At 62.5% G+C, this 22,440-nt stretch carries 22 protein-coding genes; 11 read left to right on the top strand and 11 right to left on the bottom strand.

Translation table 11 applies throughout. The features are described from left to right. Nucleotides 1-965: 965 nt before the first annotated feature. The 3 genes from MCB86_RS12415 to MCB86_RS12405 all read right to left on the bottom strand — a co-directional run bounded on the left by MCB86_RS12415 (nucleotide 966) and on the right by MCB86_RS12405 (nucleotide 2,792). Nucleotides 966-1,643, bottom strand: coding sequence for an urease accessory protein UreF (locus tag MCB86_RS12415; protein WP_239611119.1), 678 nt, complete (start codon nucleotides 1,641-1,643; stop codon nucleotides 966-968). Beyond that, nucleotides 1,640-2,140, bottom strand: a complete 501-nt coding sequence (ureE, locus tag MCB86_RS12410) for an urease accessory protein UreE (protein WP_239611118.1) — start codon at nucleotides 2,138-2,140, stop codon at nucleotides 1,640-1,642. Before ureE ends, MCB86_RS12415 begins: the two co-directional genes overlap by 4 nt. Nucleotides 2,141-2,309: 169 nt before the next feature. Next, complete coding sequence (locus MCB86_RS12405; RefSeq protein WP_239611586.1) at nucleotides 2,310-2,792, bottom strand: GNAT family N-acetyltransferase; 483 nt, start codon at nucleotides 2,790-2,792, stop codon at nucleotides 2,310-2,312. A 337-nt stretch (nucleotides 2,793-3,129) separates the two neighbouring features. On the opposite strand from MCB86_RS12405, the gene MCB86_RS12400 reads away from it, so the two are divergent. The 3 genes from MCB86_RS12400 (at nucleotide 3,130) to MCB86_RS12390 (ending at nucleotide 6,159) form a co-directional block, all read left to right on the top strand. Then, nucleotides 3,130-4,002 (top strand): DMT family transporter, encoded by an 873-nt coding sequence (locus tag MCB86_RS12400; RefSeq protein ID WP_045163792.1) that lies wholly within the window; start codon nucleotides 3,130-3,132, stop codon nucleotides 4,000-4,002. 98 nt (nucleotides 4,003-4,100) lie between these two features. After that, nucleotides 4,101-4,964 (top strand): oxaloacetate decarboxylase, encoded by an 864-nt coding sequence (locus MCB86_RS12395; RefSeq protein WP_239611117.1) that lies wholly within the window; start codon nucleotides 4,101-4,103, stop codon nucleotides 4,962-4,964. Between the two features lie 43 nt (nucleotides 4,965-5,007). After that, nucleotides 5,008-6,159 (top strand): MFS transporter, encoded by a 1,152-nt coding sequence (locus tag MCB86_RS12390; RefSeq protein WP_239611116.1) that lies wholly within the window; start codon nucleotides 5,008-5,010, stop codon nucleotides 6,157-6,159. Between the two features lie 10 nt (nucleotides 6,160-6,169). Here the strand turns inward: MCB86_RS12390 and MCB86_RS12385 are convergent, their stop codons facing one another. After that, nucleotides 6,170-6,892 (bottom strand): TorF family putative porin, encoded by a 723-nt coding sequence (locus MCB86_RS12385; protein ID WP_045163789.1) that lies wholly within the window; start codon nucleotides 6,890-6,892, stop codon nucleotides 6,170-6,172. 306 nt (nucleotides 6,893-7,198) lie between these two features. On the opposite strand from MCB86_RS12385, the gene MCB86_RS12380 reads away from it, so the two are divergent. Both MCB86_RS12380 and MCB86_RS12375 read left to right on the top strand, forming a co-directional pair. Continuing rightward, a complete protein-coding gene (locus MCB86_RS12380) occupies nucleotides 7,199-7,465 on the top strand; it encodes a DksA/TraR family C4-type zinc finger protein (RefSeq protein ID WP_045163788.1) in 267 nt (88 codons plus the stop codon). Between the two features lie 92 nt (nucleotides 7,466-7,557). Next, nucleotides 7,558-8,004, top strand: coding sequence for a hemerythrin domain-containing protein (locus tag MCB86_RS12375; RefSeq protein ID WP_045163787.1), 447 nt, complete (start codon nucleotides 7,558-7,560; stop codon nucleotides 8,002-8,004). On the opposite strand, the gene MCB86_RS12370 is transcribed toward MCB86_RS12375, so the two are convergent. The 7 genes from MCB86_RS12370 to MCB86_RS12340 form a co-directional block, all read right to left on the bottom strand. Continuing rightward, the gene (locus tag MCB86_RS12370) at nucleotides 8,001-9,188 is read right to left on the bottom strand and encodes a GAF domain-containing sensor histidine kinase (protein WP_239611115.1); all 1,188 of its coding nucleotides are present in this window, start codon (nucleotides 9,186-9,188) and stop codon (nucleotides 8,001-8,003) included. The two genes, MCB86_RS12375 and MCB86_RS12370, sit on opposite strands and share 4 nt — an antisense overlap. Nucleotides 9,189-9,290: 102 nt before the next feature. Beyond that, nucleotides 9,291-10,763, bottom strand: coding sequence for an NCS1 family nucleobase:cation symporter-1 (locus MCB86_RS12365; protein WP_045163786.1), 1,473 nt, complete (start codon nucleotides 10,761-10,763; stop codon nucleotides 9,291-9,293). Between the two features lie 420 nt (nucleotides 10,764-11,183). Then, on the bottom strand, nucleotides 11,184-12,884 hold the full coding sequence (ureC, locus tag MCB86_RS12360; protein WP_239611114.1) for an urease subunit alpha: 1,701 nt from the start codon (nucleotides 12,882-12,884) through the stop codon (nucleotides 11,184-11,186). Nucleotides 12,885-12,999: 115 nt separating this feature from the next. Next, nucleotides 13,000-13,305: an urease subunit beta gene (locus tag MCB86_RS12355; RefSeq protein WP_045163784.1), complete on the bottom strand. Its 306-nt coding sequence runs from the start codon at nucleotides 13,303-13,305 to the stop codon at nucleotides 13,000-13,002. Next, nucleotides 13,302-13,841, bottom strand: coding sequence for a GNAT family N-acetyltransferase (locus MCB86_RS12350; protein WP_155397673.1), 540 nt, complete (start codon nucleotides 13,839-13,841; stop codon nucleotides 13,302-13,304). Before MCB86_RS12350 ends, MCB86_RS12355 begins: the two co-directional genes overlap by 4 nt. A 34-nt stretch (nucleotides 13,842-13,875) precedes the next feature. Continuing rightward, nucleotides 13,876-14,178, bottom strand: a complete 303-nt coding sequence (ureA, locus tag MCB86_RS12345) for an urease subunit gamma (RefSeq protein WP_045163783.1) — start codon at nucleotides 14,176-14,178, stop codon at nucleotides 13,876-13,878. Between the two features lie 139 nt (nucleotides 14,179-14,317). Continuing rightward, on the bottom strand, nucleotides 14,318-15,151 hold the full coding sequence (locus tag MCB86_RS12340; RefSeq protein WP_239611113.1) for an urease accessory protein UreD: 834 nt from the start codon (nucleotides 15,149-15,151) through the stop codon (nucleotides 14,318-14,320). A 483-nt stretch (nucleotides 15,152-15,634) separates the two neighbouring features. Here MCB86_RS12340 and MCB86_RS12335 point away from each other — a divergent pair, with 483 nt between their 5' ends. From MCB86_RS12335 to MCB86_RS12310, 6 genes are all read left to right on the top strand, one after another. After that, the gene (locus MCB86_RS12335) at nucleotides 15,635-16,498 is read left to right on the top strand and encodes a branched-chain amino acid ABC transporter permease (protein ID WP_239611112.1); all 864 of its coding nucleotides are present in this window, start codon (nucleotides 15,635-15,637) and stop codon (nucleotides 16,496-16,498) included. Then, nucleotides 16,498-17,526: a branched-chain amino acid ABC transporter permease gene (locus MCB86_RS12330; RefSeq protein WP_045163781.1), complete on the top strand. Its 1,029-nt coding sequence runs from the start codon at nucleotides 16,498-16,500 to the stop codon at nucleotides 17,524-17,526. Before MCB86_RS12335 ends, MCB86_RS12330 begins: the two co-directional genes overlap by 1 nt. After that, nucleotides 17,519-18,286, top strand: a complete 768-nt coding sequence (locus MCB86_RS12325; RefSeq protein ID WP_045163780.1) for an ABC transporter ATP-binding protein — start codon at nucleotides 17,519-17,521, stop codon at nucleotides 18,284-18,286. Before MCB86_RS12330 ends, MCB86_RS12325 begins: the two co-directional genes overlap by 8 nt. Further along, on the top strand, nucleotides 18,273-18,980 hold the full coding sequence (locus MCB86_RS12320; RefSeq protein WP_045163779.1) for an ABC transporter ATP-binding protein: 708 nt from the start codon (nucleotides 18,273-18,275) through the stop codon (nucleotides 18,978-18,980). The genes MCB86_RS12325 and MCB86_RS12320 overlap by 14 nt, the downstream gene beginning before the upstream one ends. 24 nt (nucleotides 18,981-19,004) lie before the next feature. Continuing rightward, nucleotides 19,005-20,153, top strand: coding sequence for an ABC transporter substrate-binding protein (locus tag MCB86_RS12315; protein ID WP_045163778.1), 1,149 nt, complete (start codon nucleotides 19,005-19,007; stop codon nucleotides 20,151-20,153). Between the two features lie 249 nt (nucleotides 20,154-20,402). After that, nucleotides 20,403-22,397, top strand: a complete 1,995-nt coding sequence (locus tag MCB86_RS12310) for a methyl-accepting chemotaxis protein (protein ID WP_239611111.1) — start codon at nucleotides 20,403-20,405, stop codon at nucleotides 22,395-22,397. Nucleotides 22,398-22,440: the final 43 nt, after the last annotated feature.

Here is a 22,440-nt window from a genome sequence, read left to right as displayed (position 1 = left end):
GCACGGCGCGTCACTTTTTCTTGTGTGGCCAAGAAAAAGTAACCAAAAAGAAGGCCACCCCGGCATCCGGCCCTTCGCTACGCGAAGGGTCCCCTCGCTCCATCGCCATTCCAGGGGCACGCTGCGAAGGGCCATCCCTGGCCCATCGCAGCTCTCGCGGCATCCATGCCGCTCAACCCCGTCCACGGCGATTACGCTCGGCCTCCTGACGGGGATTTGGGACCGAATCGTTTGGAAGTTCTGAAGGGGCGGGCGCAAAGCGCTTTGCTTGTTTCTGTGCGAGCGGACCAACAGGAAACGCGAAACGTCCCTTTTAGTAGGCCGAATGAAGTTAGTAGGCCGAATGGGATCCGCGTGGTTCGGCAAGAGCTCTGCTGTAGCCAGTGGCGGAAAATGCTGCGCAGTTTTCCACCCTACATTGCGGAAGAGGGATCGAGTCCGAATTGTACGAATGTTCGCGAATAGCGAAACAAAAGCGCTTTGCTTGTTTACTGACGAACAAACTATCAGGCGACGCTGAGCGCCCCTTTCAGAAGGCAGAATGGAATCCGCGCGGAGGGGAGCGAGCGGCATGGATGCCGCGAGAGGACTGGGCGTCCCCGCGATAAAGGGCCATGGATGGCCCTTGTACGCCGGCCCCCGGAGCGTGGATGGAATGAGGGAAGTCGAGCGAAGCGAGACCCGGATGCAGGGGCAAGCGTTTTTGGTTACTTTTTCGGCGTTTGGAAAAAGTGGCTCGCCCAGCAGGGCGAAACCAATGCATCGGCCAACTCGCTTACCCACCCGAGATTCCCAACCCAAAGCCAACAAAGCGTTGTCAGAGGGGCGACCCATATCAAGGGCGAACGAGGATGCGGCGGTCTGGGACCAACCGAACCTATCATCACATGCATCACGTGCGTGCGGTCCATTCGCGAGCAAGCTCGCTCCTACAGACTCGCACGACAAAGCGAAACTCGCCCTGCTCATGACCTAAACAACCGACTGTACTGCCGCTCATGCCCCATGCTCATCAGCGCCAGCCCAAAGGCGGCGCTGCCCCAGCGCTCCGGCTCGATAACCGTTGCGTCGTACTGGGCCTGCTGCAGGCTAGGGAGCAGCTGCGAGGTCAACCGCTGCGCCGCCTGCTGCCCCAGCGGCAGAGTCTTCATCAAGACCGCCAGCTGGTTCTCCAGCCAGCCCCACAGCCATGCGGTCAGCGCATCTCCGGGCGAGATCTGCCAGGCGCGAGCCGCCAACGCCCAGCCAAGGGCGAGTCCGGGTTCGTCAATGCGTTGGAACAGGGCGCGGGCCGGAGCGTCGAGCTCCGGTAGATTGTCCAGCAGCTGCTTCAACGAATAGCCCATCTGCCGGCTTTCCAGTCGCAGCTCGCGGGTCTCGCGGCTAGCGCGATGGCGGTCGGCGAGTCGCTCGAGTTTCGTCCAGTCTTCGGCGGCTGCGGCCTCGCAGTGCGACAGAAGCAGTGGGGCTTCGAAGCGTGCCAGGTTGAGCAACAGCTGATCGCTCAGCCAACGCCGCGCGCTGTTTTCGTCGTGCACCTGCTCACGTTCGACGGCCATTTCCAGACCCTGCGAGTAGCTGTAGCCGCCAATCGGCAGTTGCGGGCTGGCCAGCCGCAACAAGGCAAAGGCGGCCGGATTCACGTGCGCACGCCGAACTGGTGCAGACGTGGTGCGTAGCTGAACTCGGCCTCGCCCGCGTGGGAGTGATGATGGCCGCCACCGTAGGCGCCGTGCTCCGGCTGGAAGGGCGCCTCAATGGCTTCGACGCGGGCGCCGAGCTGCAGCAGCATGTCCTTGAGCACATAGTCGTCGAGTAGACGCAGCCAGCCATCGCCGATCTGCAGCGCGACGTGGCGATTGCCCAAGTGATAGGCGGCGCGCGTCAGCTCGAAGGCGCTGGAGCAAGTCACGTGGAGCAGCTGTTCGGCACGGGCGCGGACGATGACGATGCGGCCGTCGTTGGCGCGCAGGCACTCACCGTCGTGCAGCGGCGGCTGGCCGCGTTCGAGAAACAGGCCGACTTCCTCGCCCTGGGTGGTGAAGCAGCGCAGCCGCGATTTGCTGCGGGCCTCGTAGGTCAGCGCCAGCTCGGCATCGGCCTGTGGCTGCGCGGGGGAGCGTTGATGAATGACCAACATGGGCAGGGCGGTTCCGGTTCGTGCGATAGGCACAAACAGAGCAAGCCGCTTGCCAACCCTGCGCAGCTGGCATGACGCGCCGGCTGCGAGCGCGGCGTGCCAGAAAATGGCGCGTCAGGGTGATCCGTTATGGTGCGCCGCGTTCCGCCAGGCACCATGGGTGTGCAGATCAGTGCAGTGCTCGAACCATGTAGACGGCTGGGATTTGATAGCTGGCCAGATTGTCGACCTGCGGCGGCTCCAGCTCGGAGTGCGCGGTATAGCCCAGGCGCGACCAGAAGTTCTCGGATTTCTGTACCGAAACCAGCGCGGAGTAGCGCAGTTTATGGGTACGGGCCTGCTCCAGATTCTTACGCACCAGTGCCGGGCCGATACCGCGGCCGCCGGCGCGAGCGGATACGGCGAGATCATGAAGGTACAGGCAGTCGGCTTCAGCGTGAGGCTGGAACTCGCCGTCCAGCGGAGTCACCGTGCCGACACGCGAATGGTAGGCGAAAAGGTAGGCGCAGACGCCGAGGACATCTTCGGCAACCCAGGCCAACTGAGGACAGGCGGCGAGGCGGGCGCGGATCACCGCTTCGTCTTCCAAGACTTCGGCGGCATAGGACTCTTGCTGAATCGACATCACGGCAGGAATATCGCGCTCCTGCATCGCTCTCAACTTGAACATCTGAACTACTCGGACGGGCTCGGGCCGGCTGGCGGCCCGCAACGGGCCGGCGATCATACGCGATCGGCGGAACAAGCGTGAGCGCGCCGACGGAGGGTCTGCAATGCCCTCGCGGTACGTCCTCGCTCGAATGGAGCGGCAACGATGCGGATGAGAGGGCCTGCTGACGGAGCGGGTCGCGCTCTTACGGACAACTGGCTTGACCCGTGGCGCGCTTGCTCCCCGTACGATTGGTCGGCGAAGGATATATGACGACTGACGGCGGCGATTTTTGCGGGCATAATTCTTAGTTAGCTACCTATCGTCGCGGTTGATCTCCTTGAACAATTCACATCACCCATTACTTGGTGTTCTGCTCATCCTTTTTTCGTGCCTGATCCTGGCTTCGCACGATGGGCTTTCCAAACACCTGACGCAGCTTTATCCGGTCTTTCTAGTGATCTGGGCACGGTATCTGGCGCAGACGGTGTTGATGTTCACGCTGTTCACGCCACGCATGGGGCGGCGCGTGTTCCATACGTTGCGACCCTGGCTGCAACTGTGCCGTGGCGCGAGCCTGGTCTGCGTGAGCATGCTGTTCATCAGTGGCCTGGGTTATATCCCGCTGGCCGAGGCCACGGCAGTGATCTTTCTGACACCGCTGCTGGTGACCATCGCATCGGCGCTACTGGGCGAGCGGGTCAGCCATAGCCAGTGGATGGCGGTGGGCTGCGGTCTGCTTGGCGTGCTGATCATCGTGCGTCCGGGCGGTGCGCTGTTCACCCCAGCGATTCTGCTGCCCTTCGGCGCGGCGATCAGTTTCACTGTCTATCAGCTGATTACCCGTCGCCTCAGTACTACCGACCACCCGGTGACCAGCAATTTTCTCACCAGCCTGGTTGGCAGTCTGGTGATGAGTGTGCTGGTGATCTTCAACTGGCAGACACCGACCTTGCATGACGCGCTGATGATGGCCGCGCTCGGCGCGATGGCGATGAGCGGTCACCTACTGTTGACCAACGCGTTCCGCTTTGCCAGTGCCGCCACTCTGGCACCGTTCACCTATGCACAGATCATCTTTGCCGGGATGGTTGGCTTTTTCGCCTTCGGGCATGTGCCCGACGTCGGCGCAATTGTGGGCATGGCGATCATCATTGCCAGCGGCCTGTGCATGGTCTACGTACAGGGACGCCAACCGCGTCCCCGGCTTTGAAATATCGCGGGCGTGCCGTCGGGCCATCCGCTCAGCTTCCAACACTTGACCCAACAGGGGCGACTCGACCCTTGCGTGCGCTTTATCAGGAAAAACACATGCAACGAATTTCTCATCATTCTCTGCGTAACGAATTCCGCCGGCTGCTGGCATCGGATCGCTGTTATCACACCGCCTCGGTATTCGATCCGATGTCGGCGCGTATCGCCGCCGACCTCGAATTCGAAGTTGGCATTCTCGGTGGCTCGGTCGCCTCGCTGCAGGTGCTGGCCGCACCGGATTTCGCGCTGATCACGCTCAGCGAGTTCGTCGAACAGGCGACCCGCATCGGGCGCGTGTCGCGCCTGCCGATCATCGCTGACGCCGATCATGGCTATGGTAACGCGCTCAACGTGATGCGCACCGTAGTCGAGCTGGAGCGTGCCGGAATCGCCGCGCTGACCATCGAAGACACCTCGCTGCCAGCCAAATTCGGGCGCAAATCCACAGACCTGATCGGCATGTTCGAGGCGGTCGGCAAGATCCGCGCGGCGCTGGAGGCGCGCATCGATCCGGAGCTCGCCATCATTGCGCGCACCAACGCCGGTGTGATCGGCCTGGAAGAGGTCATCGCCCGCGTGCAGGCCTACGAAGCGGCGGGAGCCGATGCGATCTGCCTGGTGGGAATCGAGGACTTCGAGCAGCTCGAGCGCGTCGCCGAGAAGCTCAGCGTGCCCCTGATGCTGGTGACCTATGGCAACCCGCGCCTGCGCGACAACGCGCGCTTGGCGGCGCTCGGCGTGCGCATCGTGGTCAACGGCCATGCCGCTTATTTCGCGGCGATCAAGGCGACCTACGACTGTCTGCGCGAGCAGCGCCAGATCGACGCCTCGGACCTCAACGCCTCGCAGCTGTCGGTCAAGTATTCGACCGCCGACGAGTACATGGTCTGGGCTGAAGAATACATGCAGGTCAAGGAATAACCGCCACCTGCCGCGCCGTCGTCATCCGCGCTCTGGAGATCCGATGAGTCCACGCTTGCTGACCTTCATGGTGGCCTTTGCCGCATTCCTCGGGCCTTTTACCCAGACGGTCTATGCGCCGATCCTGCCCGAGTTGGGTGAGGCGCTGGCGACCACGCCGCTGCTGATCAACCTCAGCATCTCGATCTTCACCTTCGTGCTGGCGTTCATGCAGATCGTTTACGGCCCGCTGGTGGATCGCAGCGGTCGTCGACGCATCCTGCTGATGGGCCTGGCGATCTATGTCGGTGCGTCTCTGGGGTGTTTTCTGGCCCGCAATATCGAGCTGCTGCTGGCCTTTCGCGCGCTGCAGGCGGTGGGTATCGCCGCTGGCGCAGTGGTCGCGGTCACGGTCATCGGCGATCGTTTCGAGGGCGCGGAGCGCGGCCGGGCGATGGGCTCGTTCCAGATGATGGTGGCGCTAGGGCCGGTGGTCGGTCCGGTGGTGGGCGGCTTCATCGGCGAGCATCTGGATTTCCACTACGTGTTTCTGCTGCTGGCGGCGGTGGGTGCCCTCGTCTTGCTGGCTAACGCACTCTGGTTGCAGGAGACGCGTCCTGCCGGAGGCATGCCGAGAGCCTTCCATCCGGTCGAATACGTGGATGTACTGCGCAATCGTCAGGGGTTGGCGATCATGCTGCTGAGCTTCGTGCAGTACTACGCCTTCTATAACTATCTGGTGTTCATGCCGCGCGTGCTGGACAGCACCTACGGGCTCAGTGCCAGCGAAAAGGGCCTGGTATTCCTGCCGCTGTCGATTGCGGTGGTGATCGGTAGCTTCGTCGGTGGTCGGTTACTGGGACTCTGGCGGCCACGGCCAACGCTGTTGGTGACGGCCGGGTTGAATGTGCTCAGTGTGTTGCTGTTCCTCGGTGTTGCGCAGTGGTCGCTCGCCTGGCTGGTCGTGGCTGCCAGCGCGTTCGGCCTGTTCCTCGGATTGTCGCTGCCGGTGCAGACCAGCTTGCTGATGGATCTCTACCCGCACAACCGTGCCACTGCCGTGGGCAGTTACAACTTTTTTCGCTTCATGGGGATGGCTACCGGGCCGGTGCTGGGATCCTGGCTGTATCGGGACGGGAATCTGGAGCTGCTCTACGGCTTCGCGACGGCGGCGTTCCTACTGGCCGTGCTGCACGCGCGGATGCGGTTTCGCTAGTGGCGTCAGTTCAGAACAAAAGACGCTGCGCCCTGAACATGAAGAAGCTCTCGCAATGGGCGTTCTGCCCGGAATAAACGCCGCACTCTCGCCCGCTCAGGTTGGAGTCGGTATAGGACAGGTCCAGGTTCACGCCGAGCAGCGGGCGGGACAGATTCAGCGACCAGTCGTTGAATACCCGCACACTGCCGCCAGTGTAGTGCCGCGGGTTGTCCAGCGAGTGGCTCGCGTACTTCAGGCGCACCCCGAAATCCAATGGTCGAAACGAGTCAAATTCCAGGAACAGCGTACTGTCGGTACGCCCTGGAGCGCTGCGCAGAGCGCCACCTAGGCGGTTACCGGCCAGATTGATGCCGCCGTAGTACTCATGGCGGTCGCGGTTTTCCAGTTCGGGAAAGCTGTAGCGGATCACCCCCAGCTCGAAACCCAAGGCGTTGTCGAGCGGCTGCTGGGCGTAACCTATGTAGGTGTCCAACTCCAGGGGGTTGCCCTCAAGGATGCCCATGCTGGGTGCCCACTGCCCCACGTACATGCCATTGGCGTGGGTCAGATCCAAGCCTCCGCGGAAAGTGCTTCCGACGGTCGGGCTGACGAGCCCCTGGGCCATGCTGCGAGTGGGCGCCATGCCGAGCTTGAGATCGAATTGTCCGACTTCGCGTTCGACGACCTGCGGTTGACTGGCGCATCCGCTAAGGCCGAGCATCAAGGCCGTCGCGATGAATTTTTTGTTCATACACCGATTCACGGGTGGATTAGTCATACAAGCCGCCCGCTGGCGACCGCAAAGGGCAAGGCCTATACAGAGCGGCTGAAGACTGTTTGATGGCCACTCTTGCCTGATCAATCGTCGGGAAGAGTAGTCGATGCGGACGTAGTGCAATCCCCGTTCGTCGTTTTGACGCCAAGCGAACGACGGGCGGTGCCGATTCATTGGCGACCCATAATGGTGCCGGGGATTTGACTAGTTGAACGGCCGCGGCACTCGCCGTTCGAATGTTGAAATAGCCAATGACTGTTTTCAGACAGGCGGGAGGTTTTTATGGCCACGGGGTGGGCAAACGAAGGCGCAGTGCAGGAACAGATCGACAGCACCATCGAGGATGCGGTGCAGCGAGCGCGCAGCCGATTGGGGCGAGGCGAAAGCCTGACGCACTGCGAGGAGTGCGACGCGGAGATTCCCGAGGCAAGGCGTCAGGCCGTTCCGGGCGTGCGCCTGTGCGTGAAGTGCCAGACCGAACAGGACAAGCAGGAAGCCAAATTCAGCGGCTACAACCGCAGGGGCAGCAAGGACAGCCAGCTACGCTGAGGCGATAAATCGCGCGCCCGGATCGCACTCGACGCGCGCGCATGGGTCACACAACGCGTCCCCCACACCCTTTCATGGAAGAGGAATGCCCCATGATGATTTTCGAAGCGCTGCGCCTGAGCCATGACATCCAGCGCGACCTGTCCGAACGCCTGACGCAGACAAGTGGCGATTCCGCCGAACGCCAGGAGCTGTTCGCCCAGCTCAAGCATGAACTCTGGGTGCATTCGGTGGCCGAAGAGCGTCACTTCTATATTCCGCTGATGCGCGATGACAGCGGCGTCGACCTGTCCCGTCATGCCATCGCCGAGCATCATGAAATGGACGAAATGGTCGAGGCCCTGGAGGAGACGGATCCCAGCAGCCCTAGCTGGCTCGCTCAGGCCCGCAAGCTGTCGGACAAGGTTCACCATCACCTGCAGGAAGAGGAGCACAAATTCTTCCAGATGGCCGGCAAGCTGCTCAGCGAACAGCAGAAGAACCAGCTGGCCGGTGCATACCTTGGCGCCTACGACATGATGAAGGCCGAGCACGCCTAAGACGTGAGCGTCCCGGTCGGCATGCTGAAAGTAAAGGTGGTGCCGGCCTCGGCGGTAGACGTGACCTGCATCCTGCCTCCGTGCGACACGGCGATCTCATTGGCGATATAAAGCCCGAGGCCGAGTCCGGATTGGACATTCGACGCTTCTCGCCAGTAAGGCTGGAACAGCTGCGCCTGGCGCTCCGGTGGAATCGGCTCGCCCCGATTGTTCACCGCCAGCAAAAAGCGGCCCTCTTCGACGCGTGCGCTGACATGTACCCGGCCCTCTCTCGACCCATGCACCAGCGCATTGGCAATCAGGTTGGACAGTAATTGCGCCAGGCGATCCGCATCGCAGTGGATCCGCTCGAGTGCGTCGATGTCCGCCTCGATGGTCCGTTGCGGATGAGCGCTCTGCATTTCCGAAACGATATGCGTCAGGGTGATATGCAGCGTGTCGCATCGATCATTGTGCAGAGGGATGCCGTTGCCCAGGCGCCCGCGGGCGAAGTCCAGCACGTCATCTACCAGGCGTGACGCGCGGCGGGTCGCGGTGAGCATGTGCTCGGCGATGCCGATGATTGAGGCCTCTTTCGAGCGTCTCAGCAATAGCTGCGCGCCGGACATGATCGACGAGAGGGGATTGCGCAGGTCGTGGCCGAGCAAGGCAATGAACTGCTCGCGCAGCTCGGCCGTCTGCTGTGCATCGAGCAGTGCCGCCTCGGTCGCCTCGAAACGTTCCTCGGCTTCGAGCTGAATGGCCAGCAGCTTGGCGAACGACTCCATCATCGCCAGGATCGACCCTTCCGACAGATTGGCGGGCAGCGGATCGAGCGCACAGACAGTGCCGAAGAAGCTGCCGTCGGTACGAAACACCGGGGCCGAGATGTAGCTTTCGAAACCATACATCTTTGGGGTGTGGTGATTGCAGTAGCGTTCGTCCTCGCTCACCTTGCTGATGATGATGGTTTGGTGGGACGCGTGAATTTCGTGGCAGAGGGTCGTCGTTACGTCCAGTTCGCCACCGACCTGCAGGCCGAAGTTGATCCGGTCGAGCACCGCACAGGCCGTCCAGGAGTCCGCGGTGACACGCGCTACGGCGGCGAAACGTAATCCGGTGGTCTCGGAGATGACCTGAAGAATGGCGGGGACTGCGCTGATGCGGCTGATAGCCGAAATATCGTCGCTAACCGATCGGTTCATGCGGGTGTCAAGGCTGCGCGTGGTGATGGCCCGGCACTCTATCACGGGCCGTTCGTCGCGCTGAATCGAGCCGACGGTCAGCCGGCCCGATCCAAGGGGGCATCAGGCTTGCGTCGTCAAAGGAGGCTGCGCATTTGCCGGAACGATCTGCTTGCGCATCAGCAGGTAATGCACCACGGCACCGAACAGCGCGCCGAGCAGCCAGGCGAAGCCCGACAGGCTTTCCAGCCCAGGCGTCCAGACGGAGGCGACCGAGAACACCGAGCTGATCCCGAACGCGATGATCGCCTTGCGGTTCCAGCCGGCGTTGAAATAGTAGGCTGAGCCCGGTGCGGCGCAGAACAGCTGTTGCACATCCAGCCGCTGCCGGCGGACCAGGTAGTAGTCGGCCACGATGATGCCGTACAGCGGTGCCAGCACGGCGCCCAGTGTGTCTACGAAGGCGGCGATGCCGACTGCGCTGATGAACGACACCCACAGCGCACCGATGAAGAAAGCGATGGCCGCGGTGATGTAGCCGCCGGTGCGTGCACTGATATGCGCTGGAGCCAGATTGGCGATGTCATAGGCCGGCGGGATGAAGTTGGCGACCAGATTGATGCCCACCGTGGCGGCGAAGAAGGTGATTGCAGCGATCAGGGTCAGGCCGACGTTGTCGATGCGCGAAACGATATCGGTGGGGTTGGTCAGGGTTTCGCCAAACACCACCACGGTGCCGGCGGTGATCACCAGGGCGATCAGCGAAAAGATCGCCAGGCTGACCGGCAGGCCGAGGAAGTTGCCGATGCGCATCTGCCGCTCATTTTTCACGAAACGGGCGAAATCGCCGTAGTTGATCACCACCGCGGCGAAGTAGGCGACCATGGTGCCGACCACGGCGGCAAACGCGGCGACGGGCCCGCCGGCATAGCTGCCGGTGCCGCTGAATATGCTGCCCAGCGCGCCGGCCAGGCTTGGCCCGGCCTGGTAACAGATGGCGATCATCATCGCGATCATCACCAGATAGACCAGCGGCCCGGCCCAGTTGAGGAAGCGCGTCACCCAGTCCACGCCACGCACGAACAACGCGACCTGAAAGACGCAAACGATCACATAAGCGACCCAGTCCACTGCGGTCAGGCCCAGCAGGGTAGTTTCCGAGCCGGGGCCCGCCAAGGTACGAATCAGCAAGGCGACCGCGGTCGAGGCGAAATAGGTCTGCACGCCGTACCAAAAGATCGCCACGATGCCGCGCACGACCGCTGGAAAATTCGCACCGCGCACGCCCATGCTGGCGCGAGCCATGACCGGGAATGGGATGCCGTATTTGACGCTGGGTTTACCTGTCAGCTGCACCAGGCCCATGACGATAAAGCCGGCCAGTACGATTCCGGCAAGCACCGCCCAGCCGTTCAGGCCGTAACTGATGAACAGGGTGGCGGCCAGGGTGTAGCCGAACAAGCTCTGAATATCGTTAGACCAGACGTTGAAGACCTCGAACCAGCCCCACTTGCGTTTGGCTGGGGCGAGCGGGGCGAGGTCGGCGTTATACAGGCTGGGATCGATCTGCTTGATCTGAAAGTCGTCGTGGTTCATCTCTGGGCGCTCTGTGCAAGACTGTTAATGGTTTTTGTATGCAGTTCTTGTTCCGCGTATGGCAGAGTCCGCGAAGTCAGGCCTTGTGGCATTCGTCAGATACGCCGAGACCTGAGCAAAGCCTAGAAGATGAAATCCAAACTCGCTTCGACTTTGTATACATAAATAATCATTTTGTTATGCAATTTCGCGAGAGGCCGTCTAGGACGATGCTTATAAAGGGCTCGCCTGCAATCAACCACCGCAAAAAAGTTTTCCGCCCGGATCATTTGTGGGCTTTTTTTTGACCCGCACTTGCCTCAATCCCTTCAAGCGTCCGTTTATGCACTCTGGGCGTGCACACAGGCTGGTGCGCGCACAAAAAAGGGTGGCCAGGCCGCCCCTGTGAAAAACGCAATGGGATCTGAACGGCGATCGCTGTCAGAACAAGAAATAGCGCTGCGCCATCGGCAGCACCTCGGCCGGCTCGCACCAGAGCAACTGGCCGTCGGCCCTGACCTGATAGTTCTGCGGGTCGACCTGGATATCCGGTGTGTAGTCGTTATGGATCAGGTCCTTCTTCTGCACCGAGCGGCAGCCTTTCACCACCCCGATCTTCTTTTTCAGCCCCAGCTGCTCGGGCACACCGGCCTCGAACGCGGCCTGGCTGATGAAGGTGAAACTCGAGGCATGCAGCGAGCCGCCAAAGCTCGCGAACATCGGCCGGTAGTGCACCGGTTGCGGTGTCGGGATCGAGGCATTGGCGTCGCCCATCAGGCTGGCCGCGATGGCGCCGCCCTTGAGGATCAGCGTCGGCTTCACTCCGAAGAACGCCGGACGCCAGAGCACCAGATCCGCCCATTTGCCCACTTCGATCGAGCCCACCTCATGGCTGACGCCGTGGGTGATGGCCGGGTTGATAGTGTATTTGGCGATGTAGCGCTTGGCGCGGAAGTTGTCGTTGCCGACGCCATCGCCGGGAAGGGCGCCGCGCTGCTTCTTCATCTTGTCGGCGGTCTGCCAGGTGCGGGTGATCACCTCGCCGACGCGGCCCATGGCCTGGCTGTCGGAGCTGATCATGGAGAAGGCACCGAGGTCATGCAGGATGTCCTCAGCGGCGATGGTTTCGCGACGAATACGGCTTTCGGCGAAGGCCACGTCCTCGGCGATGCTCGGGTCCAGGTGATGGCAGACCATGAGCATGTCCAGGTGCTCGTCTATGGTATTGCGCGTGAACGGCCGCGTCGGGTTGGTCGAGCTCGGCAGGACGTTGGGGAAGCCGCAGGCCTTGATGATGTCCGGGGCATGGCCACCACCGGCGCCCTCGGTGTGGTAGGTGTGGATGGTGCGGCCCTTGAAGGCCCTCAGGGTGGTCTCAACGAAGCCGGACTCATTGAGGGTGTCGGTGTGGATCGCCACCTGCACGTCGTACTGGTCCGCCACGCTGAGGCAGTTGTCGATGGCCGCAGGCGTGGTCCCCCAGTCTTCGTGCAGCTTGAGGCCGATGGCGCCGGCCTTGACCTGCTCGATTAAGGGCTCGGCCAGCGAGGCGTTACCCTTGCCCGTGAAGCCGATGTTCATCGGGAAGGCGTCAGCCGCCTTGAGCATCATCGCCATGTGCCATGGGCCAGGTGTGACGGTGGTGGCGTTGGTGCCGGTGGCTGGCCCGGTGCCACCGCCGATCATTGTGGTGACGCCGCTCATCAGCGCTTCTTCGATCTGCTGCGGGCAGATGAAATGAATGTGCGAGTCGATGCCGCCGGCAGTGAGGATCATGCCCTCGCCAGCGATGACTTCGGTAGCGGCGCCGATGGCGATGGTCACATCTGGCTGGATATCCGGATTGCCAGCCTTGCCGATGGCCGCGATGCGGCCGTCCTTGAGGCCCACATCTGCTTTGACGATGCCCCAGTGGTCCATGATCAGCGCATTGGTAATCAGCGTATCGACCACGTCCTCGGCGCACAGCTGACTCTGGCCCATGCCATCGCGGATCACCTTGCCGCCGCCGAACTTCACTTCCTCGCCGTAGGTAGTGAGGTCCCTTTCGACCTCGATCCACAGGTCGGTGTCGGCCAGGCGCACCTTGTCGCCGACAGTGGGGCCGAACATGTCGGCATAGGCTTGGCGGGAAATCTTCATCGGTATCGTCTCGCGTAGGGTGGATGACCGAAGTCATCCACCGATCCTGGTCACGGTGGAAAAGCCTGCGGCGTTTTCCACCCTACGAAGCTTGCTTGTCGCTTGCGGCTGCGTTCTAGAGCGCGCCCATCACCCGCCCGGCAAAACCGAACACCCGACGGTCACCGGCCAGCTCGACCAGCTCCACCTCGCGGCTCTGTCCGGGCTCGAAGCGCACCGCGGTACCGGCCGGGATGTTCAGGCGCATGCCGCGCGCGGCGGCACGGTCGAAGGCCAGAGCATCGTTGGTTTCGAAGAAGTGATAGTGCGAGCCGACCTGGATCGGCCGGTCGCCGCTGTTGGCCACGTTCAGGGTCAGCGTGCGGCGGCCGGCGTTGAGCTCGATGTCGCCATCCTGGATTTGGTATTCGCCGGGAATCATGGGTTGGACGTCCTGTTGAGGGTCAGTTGCATCATGGTCAGGTCCAGCCAGCGGCCGAACTTGCAGCCCACCTGGCGCATCTGCCCGACATGAATGAAGCCGAGCTGCTGATGCATATGGATCGATGCACGGTTCTCGCTCTCGATGAAGGCGATCATCACGTGCTTCTCCAGCTGGCGAGCGCGTTGGATCAGCGCCTGCATCAGGCTGCGGCCGATGCCGCTGCCGCGATGGTCGGGGCTGACGTAGACCGAGTTCTCCACGGTATGGCGATAGCCGTCGTGAGGGCGCCAGGGGCCGAAGGAGGCATAGCCGGCTACCTGTCCCTGATCGTCTATCGCCACCAGAACGGGGTAATTCTGCGCGTGGCGTTCGGCCAGCCAGGCACGGCGGTTGTCGAGATCGACCGGCTGGTCGTTCCAGATCGCCGTGCTGTTCTGCACCGCGTCGTTGTAAATCTGCAGGATGCCGTCGAGGTCTGCATCCAGGGCGTCACGTATCTGCACGGTGAAATCCTTCAAGCGGTTCGGGGTCATCACGGCATGGCCGCAACAGACATTGACCTCTCTTTCAGGGGATTGGTTGATGCACGGTGACCAGCTTGGTGCCGTCGGGGAAAGTCGCTTCCACCTGAATCTCCGGGATCATTTCCGGCACGCCCTCCATGACCTGGCCGCGACTGAGCAGCGTCGTGCCGAAATGCATCAGCTCGGCCACCGTCTGGCCGTCGCGGGCGCCTTCGAGCAGCGCGGCCGAGATGTAGGCCATGGCTTCCGGGTAGTTGAGTTTCACCCCACGTGCCAGGCGCCGCTCGGCGACCAGGCCGGCGGTGAAAATCAGTAGCTTGTCTTTTTCTCTTGGCGACAAATCCATAACGGCTCCATTCGTAGGGTGGATGTCGCTTTTCACATCCACCGGCTCGTGGCGACAAACCACGCAGCGAATTTCGGGGCGGCCATGCACCTGCTGGCCGGCGTAGGGTGGGTAACGGCGGAGCCTTACCCACCGTTGTTCATGTACTCCAGATCCTCGGTGGCATTGCCTCGCGCCCCAGCAGTGCTGGACGCAACAGGCGCCACAGGTCAATCAGCCAGGCACGGGCATGCAGGGCTTCGCTGGCCAGACAACGGCCAATGACCAGGCCCGGCAACTGTGTCAGGTCGCCCCGAACCCGGCTCGAAAGTTCGCGGCAGCGTTCCATCAGCTCGGCGTCGATCTCGCCGGTCACGATCAGGGTGGCGAAAACCGGGTTGCCATCGAGGCCGATCGGCGAGTCGAGCAGGCCGTCGTCACCGGTCACACGTTGGCGTTCGTGCCAGAGCCATTCGCCGTCGCGGGTGATATTCAGCTGTGCCTGAAAGTGTCCGGCTTCGAAGCGTTCGTCACTGGCCGGTCGACCCAACGCGACGATGTCCCAATAGAACAGCCGGGCGTCGCCTTGCAATTCGATCGACATCTCCAGCTCGGCCTGCGCCGCGGAATAAACGATGGTTTCCTGTGGCAACCATTCAAGCGTGGCGCCAGGTGCGACCCGCAGCTGCAGGTTTTGAAAAGCAGGGCCAGCGGCGCGATACCATTTGGCTGCGCCGGGGCTGGTCAACTGCGCCCAGGCACCGGGGCCCACCGTGGCGCTGATGTCCAGTCGGTCGCCACCCGCAATCCCGCCCGGCGGGTGCACGATGATGTGTTGGCAGACTTCTGGCCCTTCTGGATAGAGGTGCTTCTGCACCCTCAGCGGTCCGCTGTGCCGTCGAAGCACCGGGCGCGTCACGTGATCGAAGCGGGCATAGCCCAGCTCGAGTTCGGCATTCCAGTGTGGCGTGAACAGAGTTGTCAGTGCGGTCATGGGCCGTGCGACGTCAGGAGTCTTGCTCCAGTCGGAGCAATAGTCGTGCCTCTCGCGCCACAGCGGTGCGCTGCCTGGGCGCACGAGCCTGTGACGGCATAAATGAACCAGGCGATTGGTCTGGCCGTTGGCTTTCGATGCCCTTCAATGGTGCGCATGAAGGATTCGGAGGTGCGAATGATCCAGTTTGGTGCGTCCTGAGTAGGCTCGCTGCGGTGTGTTCGGTTTGATCCAGCCACCGAACAGCCGAGGCCTAATCGGATCGACTGGCCGGTCACTGAAACAGATTGTTGCGAGCATCACGCTGCTTTATGGGGCTTCATCTCTTCCGGGCCGCTGGTTTGACGAGGGTGAAAGCGAGTGCCAATGTCAGTCAGGCGACGAGTTCCGATGTGTCGGCGGCTGGCGAAGTTCGACCGGCTTGTTTGCGATCAGCACTCGCTCGGTGGCACACATAACAACAAGATCCACGGAGGCGCTGCATTGAATCTATTGTTTCAGCAAGTGCTCAACGGCCTGACCCTGGGCAGCATCTATGGTCTGGTCGCTCTCGGCCTGACGCTCGTCTACGGCATCCTGCACATTCCCAACTTCGCCCATGGCGCGCTGTATATGGTCGGTGCGTTCGCTTCCTACTTCTTCATGACAGACATTGGCTTGCATTACTGGATCGCCATGGTGCTGTCCGGAGTCGTGGTGGCGGTGCTGGCGGTGCTGTCCGAGCGGCTGGTCTTCCACCCGCTGCGCAATGCGCCGCCGATCCATGACAAGATCGCGGCGATCGGCATCCTGCTGTTTCTCGAAGCGGTGGTGCAGATGCTCTGGGGCTCGGACTTCCGTCGCATGGCTTCGCCCTACGGTGGCATTCTCAACTTCGACGGGCTGATCATTCCCGAGCAGCGCCTCTTGATCATTGTCGGCGCCTTTACCCTGATGCTGGCGCTGCACCTGTTCTTGCGCAAGACGATGCTCGGCTCGACGATCATCGCCATGGCCCAGAGTCGTGAAGGCGCCTTCCTGGTCGGCATCGACGCCAACCGCGTGGCCATGCTGACCTTCGCCATCTCCGGCATGCTCGCCGCCTTCGCCGCCACCCTGTATGCGCCGATCAACCTGGTGTATCCGGCGATGGGGCATCTGGTGATCATGAAAGCCTTCGTGATCATCGTGCTCGGCGGCATGGGCAGCATCCCGGGCGCCATTCTCGGCGCGATGATTCTCGGTTTCGCCGAAAGCTTCGGAGGCTTCTACCTGTCCTCGGACTACAAGGACATCATCGCCTTCTCGCTGCTGGTGGTGATCCTGTCGTTGCGCCCAACCGGGCTGTTCGCCAAGGGGGCTCACTGATGCATCGTTTCGCCTCTTTGCTGACCGGTCGCGGCTGCAAGCTGTTTCTGCTGGCCTTGGCCCTAGCGTTCCCCCTGTTCGCCAAGAGCGAATACCAGGTCTACGTGATGGCCAGCGCCTTCATCTGGGCCATCGCGGTCTACGGCCTGAACATCATCACCGGTTACTGCGGCCAGCTGAACCTGGCCCACGGCGGCTTTTTTGCCATCGGCGCCTATACCTTGGCGATTCTTACTGCTGATCATGGCTGGAATTTCTGGCCGGCCTTCGTGGCGGCGGCGCTGGTTTCGGCGGCCATCGGTGCGCTGGTCGGCATTGTCTCGCTGCGTCTGAAGGAGCACTTCTTCGCCATCTTCACGCTCTGCGTCGGCTTCATCATCTATCTGTTGATCGATAAGTGGGAGGAGCTGACGCACGGCGCCATCGGCATTCGCGGCATCGCGGCGCCGGATGGATTCGGGCTAGTCGATTTCAGCCAGACGGTGCCGTTCTACTACCTGGCGCTGCTGTTCCTGGTTCTGGCGATCTGGTTCGCCGGGCGCTTGGCGTCCTCGCTGCTGGGGCGCACCTTCATGGCGATCCGCAACGGTGACGCGCTGGCCCAGTCGCTGGGCATCGACCTGATGCGCAACAAGCTGCTGGCATTCGTCCTGTCGACCACTTACGCCGGCATCGCCGGCGGGCTTTACGCCTCGATGATTCGCTTCATCGGCCCGGAGGAAGCCAACCCCAACCATACCTTCGACATGATCACCTACCTGCTGGTGGGCGGCTTCGGCACGCTGTTCGGGCCGCTGGCCGGCACTGTGGGGATCGTCTGGATCACCCAGTCGCTGCAGTTCCTCGAGGACTATCGGATGATCATCTTCGGCCCGCTGATCGTGGTGCTGGTGATCTTCATGCCGCGCGGGCTGATCGGCACCTTCCTTGGCTGGAAGCTGCGCAAAGACACCGAAGTGGCGCGGGCGCAGGATCCACGAGCCGGTAACAAAGTCACCCCAGGCAGCGAGGTGAACACAAATGCTTAAGGTCGAAAACCTGACCAAGATGTTCGGCGGCCTCGCGGCGGTACATGACGTCAGCGTCGAGTTCGAGGCGCGCAAGATCAACGCCATCATCGGCCCCAACGGCGCCGGCAAGAGCACCTTCTTCAACCTGATATCCGGTGTGCACAAGCCCAGTTCCGGCCGCATCCTCATCGACGGTCACGACGTGTCGCGGATGCGCTGCGATCGTGTGGCCCGGCTAGGCGTCGGGCGTACCTTCCAGACCACGCACCTATTCGAGCAGGCCACCGTGCTGGACAACCTGATTGTCGGCCACCGTTTACGTACCCGATCCGGCCTGTGGGACGTGCTGATCAATTCCAAACGTCTGCAGCAGGAGGAACGTGAGTGCCGCGAGAAGGCCCGCGCCGCGCTGGACTTCGTCGGGCTCGCACACTTGGAGAACCGCGTGGTGTTGGATATCTCCCAAGAGGAACGCAAGCGCGTGGCCTTTGCCCTGGCGTTGGCCACCGAACCGAAACTGGTGCTGCTCGACGAGCCGGCGGCGGGCGTCAATCCGGAGGAGACCGAAGGCCTGGCGCAGTTGATCCGCAAGATGCCCGAACACGGCCTGACCGTGTGCCTGATCGAGCACAAGATGGACATGATCATGGGGCTGGCGGACAAAATCATGGTGCTCAACTACGGCGAGAAGATCGCCGAGGGCACACCCGCCGAGATCAAGGCGAACCCGGCTGTGATCGAAGCCTACCTGGGGAGCGACTACGATGCTGCAGCTTGATCGGGTCGATGTCTGCTACGGCAGTTTCAAGGCGCTCACGCAGGTTTCCATGACGGTTGGCGCCGGCGAACTGGTGGTGCTGCTCGGGGCCAACGGTGCGGGCAAGACCACCTTGTTCAACACCATCAGCGGGCTGCTCAAGCCAACAGCTGGCAGCATCACGCTGGAGGGCAAGCGCATCGACGGGCTCAAGCCTTCAGCATTGGTCGCCGCCGGTGTGGTGCACTGCCCTGAAGGGCGCAAGCTGTTCCCGCAGATGTCGGTCTCGCAGAACCTTGCGCTCGGTGCGTACCTGCATCGGCGTGATGGCGAGGGCAACAAGCGCAACCTGCAGGAGGTGCTCGAACTGTTTCCCATCCTGCACGACAAACGCAACCAGCCGGCCGGCTCGCTGAGCGGTGGCCAGCAACAGATGGTCGCCATTGGCCGGGCGCTGATGAGTCGACCCCGCCTGCTGATGCTCGACGAGCCCTCGCTCGGGCTTGCGCCGCTGGTGGTCAATCAGATGTTCGAGGTGATTTCGCGCATCAATAAGTCCGGCACTAGCGTTTTGCTGGCCGAGCAGAATGCGTTTGCGGCGCTGAAGATCGCCCACCGCGCCTACGTCATCGAGGGCGGCAGCCTGGTGATGGAAGGTGACCAGCAGGCCATGCTGGGTAACGAAGCCGTGCGCAAGGCCTATATCGGCGCCTGATCAGTCATGACCAAGGAGACAACAATGAAAACGCTCAAAGCGCTTGGGTTGGCGATTGCCACCCTGACCATGGCCCAGGCTGGCGGCGTGCATGCCGAACAGACTCTGACCATCGGTTTCACCGGCCCGCTCAGCGGCGGCGCTGCGCTCTACGGCGAGAACACACTGTCCGGCCTGCGCATGGCGGTCGATGATGCCAACGAGGCCGGCGGCCTGAAGATCGGCGACGAAACCTATAAGGTCAATCTCATCAGCCTGGATGACAAATACTCGCCGAGCCAGGCCGCCACCAACGCCAAGCGTTTGGTGAAGGAATCCAACGCCGCCGCCGTGTTCGTTCCGCATACCGGTGGGGTGTTCGCGCTGCAGGACTTCAACGTCGCCGACGATTTCCTGATCATGGCCTACACCAGCGTGCCTTCGGTCACCCAGCAGGGCAATCCGCTGACTGTGCGCGTTCCGCCGGAATTCACCGGCTATGTCGATGCGTTCTCCGACTACGCCCTCAAGCACTACGGCAAGAAACTCGGCATCGCGGGCGCTACCCACGAGTACGCCAAGATCTGGACTGACATGATGACCAAGGCCTGGGAGCAGAAGGGCGGCGAGATCGTTGCCAGCAACCCCATGGACTACAACAAGTCGACCGATTTCTACACCGGTATCAGCCGGGTGATCGCCTCGAACCCGGACGTGATGTTCGTCGGTGGCGCTTCCGAGCCCACCGGCCTAGTCATGCAACAGGCGCGTCAGCTGGGCTTCCAGGGCGGCTTTATCGTCATGGACCAGGCCAAGCTCGACGAGATCGCGATAGTGACCGGCGGCTTGGAACTGCTGGACGGCTCCGTGGGTGTCGTGCCGCTTTCCGAGTACGACAGCGAGGTGGCCAAGGTCTTCATCGATCGCTATCAGAAGGCGCACGGCAAAGTGCCGGGCTCGGAGGCTGCCTACAACTATCTGGCCTTCCATGCGCTAGCCAAGGCCATGGAACTGGCGGGTAGCACCGAGCCGCAACAGGTACGGGCAAAGATGGGCGAGGCGCTGACGACCATGGATCCGAAGTACAACCTCTACTCGGTTCAAGGCATGACCGAAAACGGCGGCTTCATCACGCCGACCACCATGGCCGTGGTGGAGGGCGGCAAGATCGTCCGCAAGGAGATCGGAGAGTGATGCCTCGCTAATGCGTTCCAGGCGTGGCCCTTCGCCTTGCCTGGGAAGGGCACTGATGCGGTCGGTTTTGCCGCCGCGTCTGGCACCAGGCTGCCGACACCGAGGTGCCTGCTTTCATTCGTGATGTGCGATTTGCCGAACAAGTCCGTTGCTGGATGAACCGCTGGTCGCATCCCAGGCTTTTCCGCTCAATGCAATTGGAAAGCGGCCGTAACGCTCCACTACGAAGTTCTGTTGTGGAGTTGTCGCATGTCCTTTCTTCCTACCCGGATCGCCTCGCGGATGACGTTGGGCGTTCTCGTCCTGTTGATGTTCACCGCGCTGGCGATCTTTGCGGTTATGACCCTGGGTGGCAAACCCCGGCTCGTTGCCACCGGCACTGCCGCCGCCGAACAATCGGCCAGCGCCCTGGCCCGACAGTTGGCCTTGCAGCTCAGCCGCATCGAAGGGACCACTGCGGCCATGGCGCACCTGGCTGAAACCATGCCCAATGACGAGTCGCTGGCGATGTCGGTGCTACCCAACCTGATCGACAGCCAGGGCGATGTAGCCATCGCCGGCGGTGGGCTGTGGCCGGAGCCGAGCGCCTTCGCGCCGGGTGTCGAGCGACGCAGCTTCTTCTGGGCACGCAGCGGCGGCGGCGGGCTCGATTATTCGGACGACTACAACGCGGCGCAGACGCCGGCCTACCACGGCGAGTCCTGGTACAGCGGTGCCCGCGCGGCGACGCCTGGGCGTTGTGTCTGGTCGGACGGCTACCTGGATGCGGTCAGCGGTGTGGCCATGACCACCTGCAGCGTGCCCTATAAGCGCAGCGGCTCGTTCGCGGGCGTGGCCACCCTCGATCTCAAACTCGACGGTTTGGCCAGTTTCCTAGATGCCAACGGGGGCGTGACCGGCGGTTACGCCTTCGCGGTCGACCAGGCCGGCAACCTGCTGTTTTTCCCGGGCGCCAAGGCCAATGGTGGCTTACCCACGCTGACCGATCGGGTGCGCGAGCAACCTTGGCTCAAGCCCGTTGCCGACGCGGTCGCCGCTCAGGGTGGGGGTGATACGACGCTGCATCTCGAGCACGACGGCCGGGTGGGCGGCCCGGCGTATGTGACGCTGGAAACCATGGAGGGCACTGGCTGGCGTGTCGGGCTGGTGACCCCGGAGGCGAACGTCACCGGGCTCGCCAATGAGCTGACCACGCAAATCCTGCTGCTCCTGCTTCCGCTTCTGGCCGTGTTGCTCGGCCTCGCTTGGCTCGCGGGCAAGCGCCTGCTGGCGCAACTGGAAGAAACCACCGGGCAGATCGAGCGACTCGGGCAGGGCGGCGGGCGTGACGACGCGCAACTGGAGGTTCGTCGTGCCGACGAGCTCGGCGCTCTGCGTGGCGCGGTCAACCGCTATGCCGGTTCGTTGCGCGACATGCTGCGGCGCATTGGCGACGAGTCGGCGAGTCTCGAGCGCCAGGCCGATGAACTGGCGCGGCTGTCCGTCGGGCTGGCCGATCGAGCCGAAGCTCAGCGCCAGGACAACACCCTGTTGGCGACGGCCATCACCGAAATGTCGGCCAGCGCGGCCGAGGTCGCTCACAACACTACAGATTGTTCTGATACGGCCCGTCAGTCGTTGTCTGCCGCCGAGCAGGGGCAGGGCCAGGTACAGCGCAACAGTGAAGTGATCGGCGGCCTGGCCGGGGACATCAACCATGCCGCTGCGGCGATTACACAACTGGGCGAGGATATCGAGCGGGTCGGTGGCGTACTGGATGTCATCAAATCGATCTCCGAGCAGACCAATCTGCTGGCGCTGAACGCTGCCATCGAGGCCGCGCGTGCAGGCGAGCAAGGACGGGGCTTCGCGGTGGTGGCCGACGAGGTGCGCACCCTGGCGGGGCGCACCCAGAGTTCGGCCAACGAAATCCAGCAGATGATCACCCAGCTACGCCTGGCCTCGACCCAGGCCGTGTCGACCATGCAGGCCGGTGCTCAGCGTACCCACGAGGCCGTGCAACAGGCCGATGGCGTGGCCGGCACACTCGGCAGTACGGTGGCCAGCTTCGACGACATCGTCCAGCGGGCGCAGCAGATCGCGGTGGCCGCACAAGAGCAAAGCCATGTGACCCAGGAGATCAACGAGCTGGCGGTGCGTATTCACACCGCCAGCGAGGAGGGCGCGCGTGATGCGGCCACGCTGCGTGAGCTGGGCCAAGGCATGCAAGCCATCTCGCAACGGCTGGCCGGCATGAGCCGCTGATCGGACGCGGCACGCGCGTGATCTGATGACGCTACGAAACTTC

The organism is Pseudomonas sp. KSR10, assembly GCF_022355455.1.
GTDB lineage: Bacteria > Pseudomonadota > Gammaproteobacteria > Pseudomonadales > Pseudomonadaceae > Stutzerimonas > Stutzerimonas stutzeri_E.
This window is presented reverse-complemented; position numbering and strand designations above follow the sequence as displayed.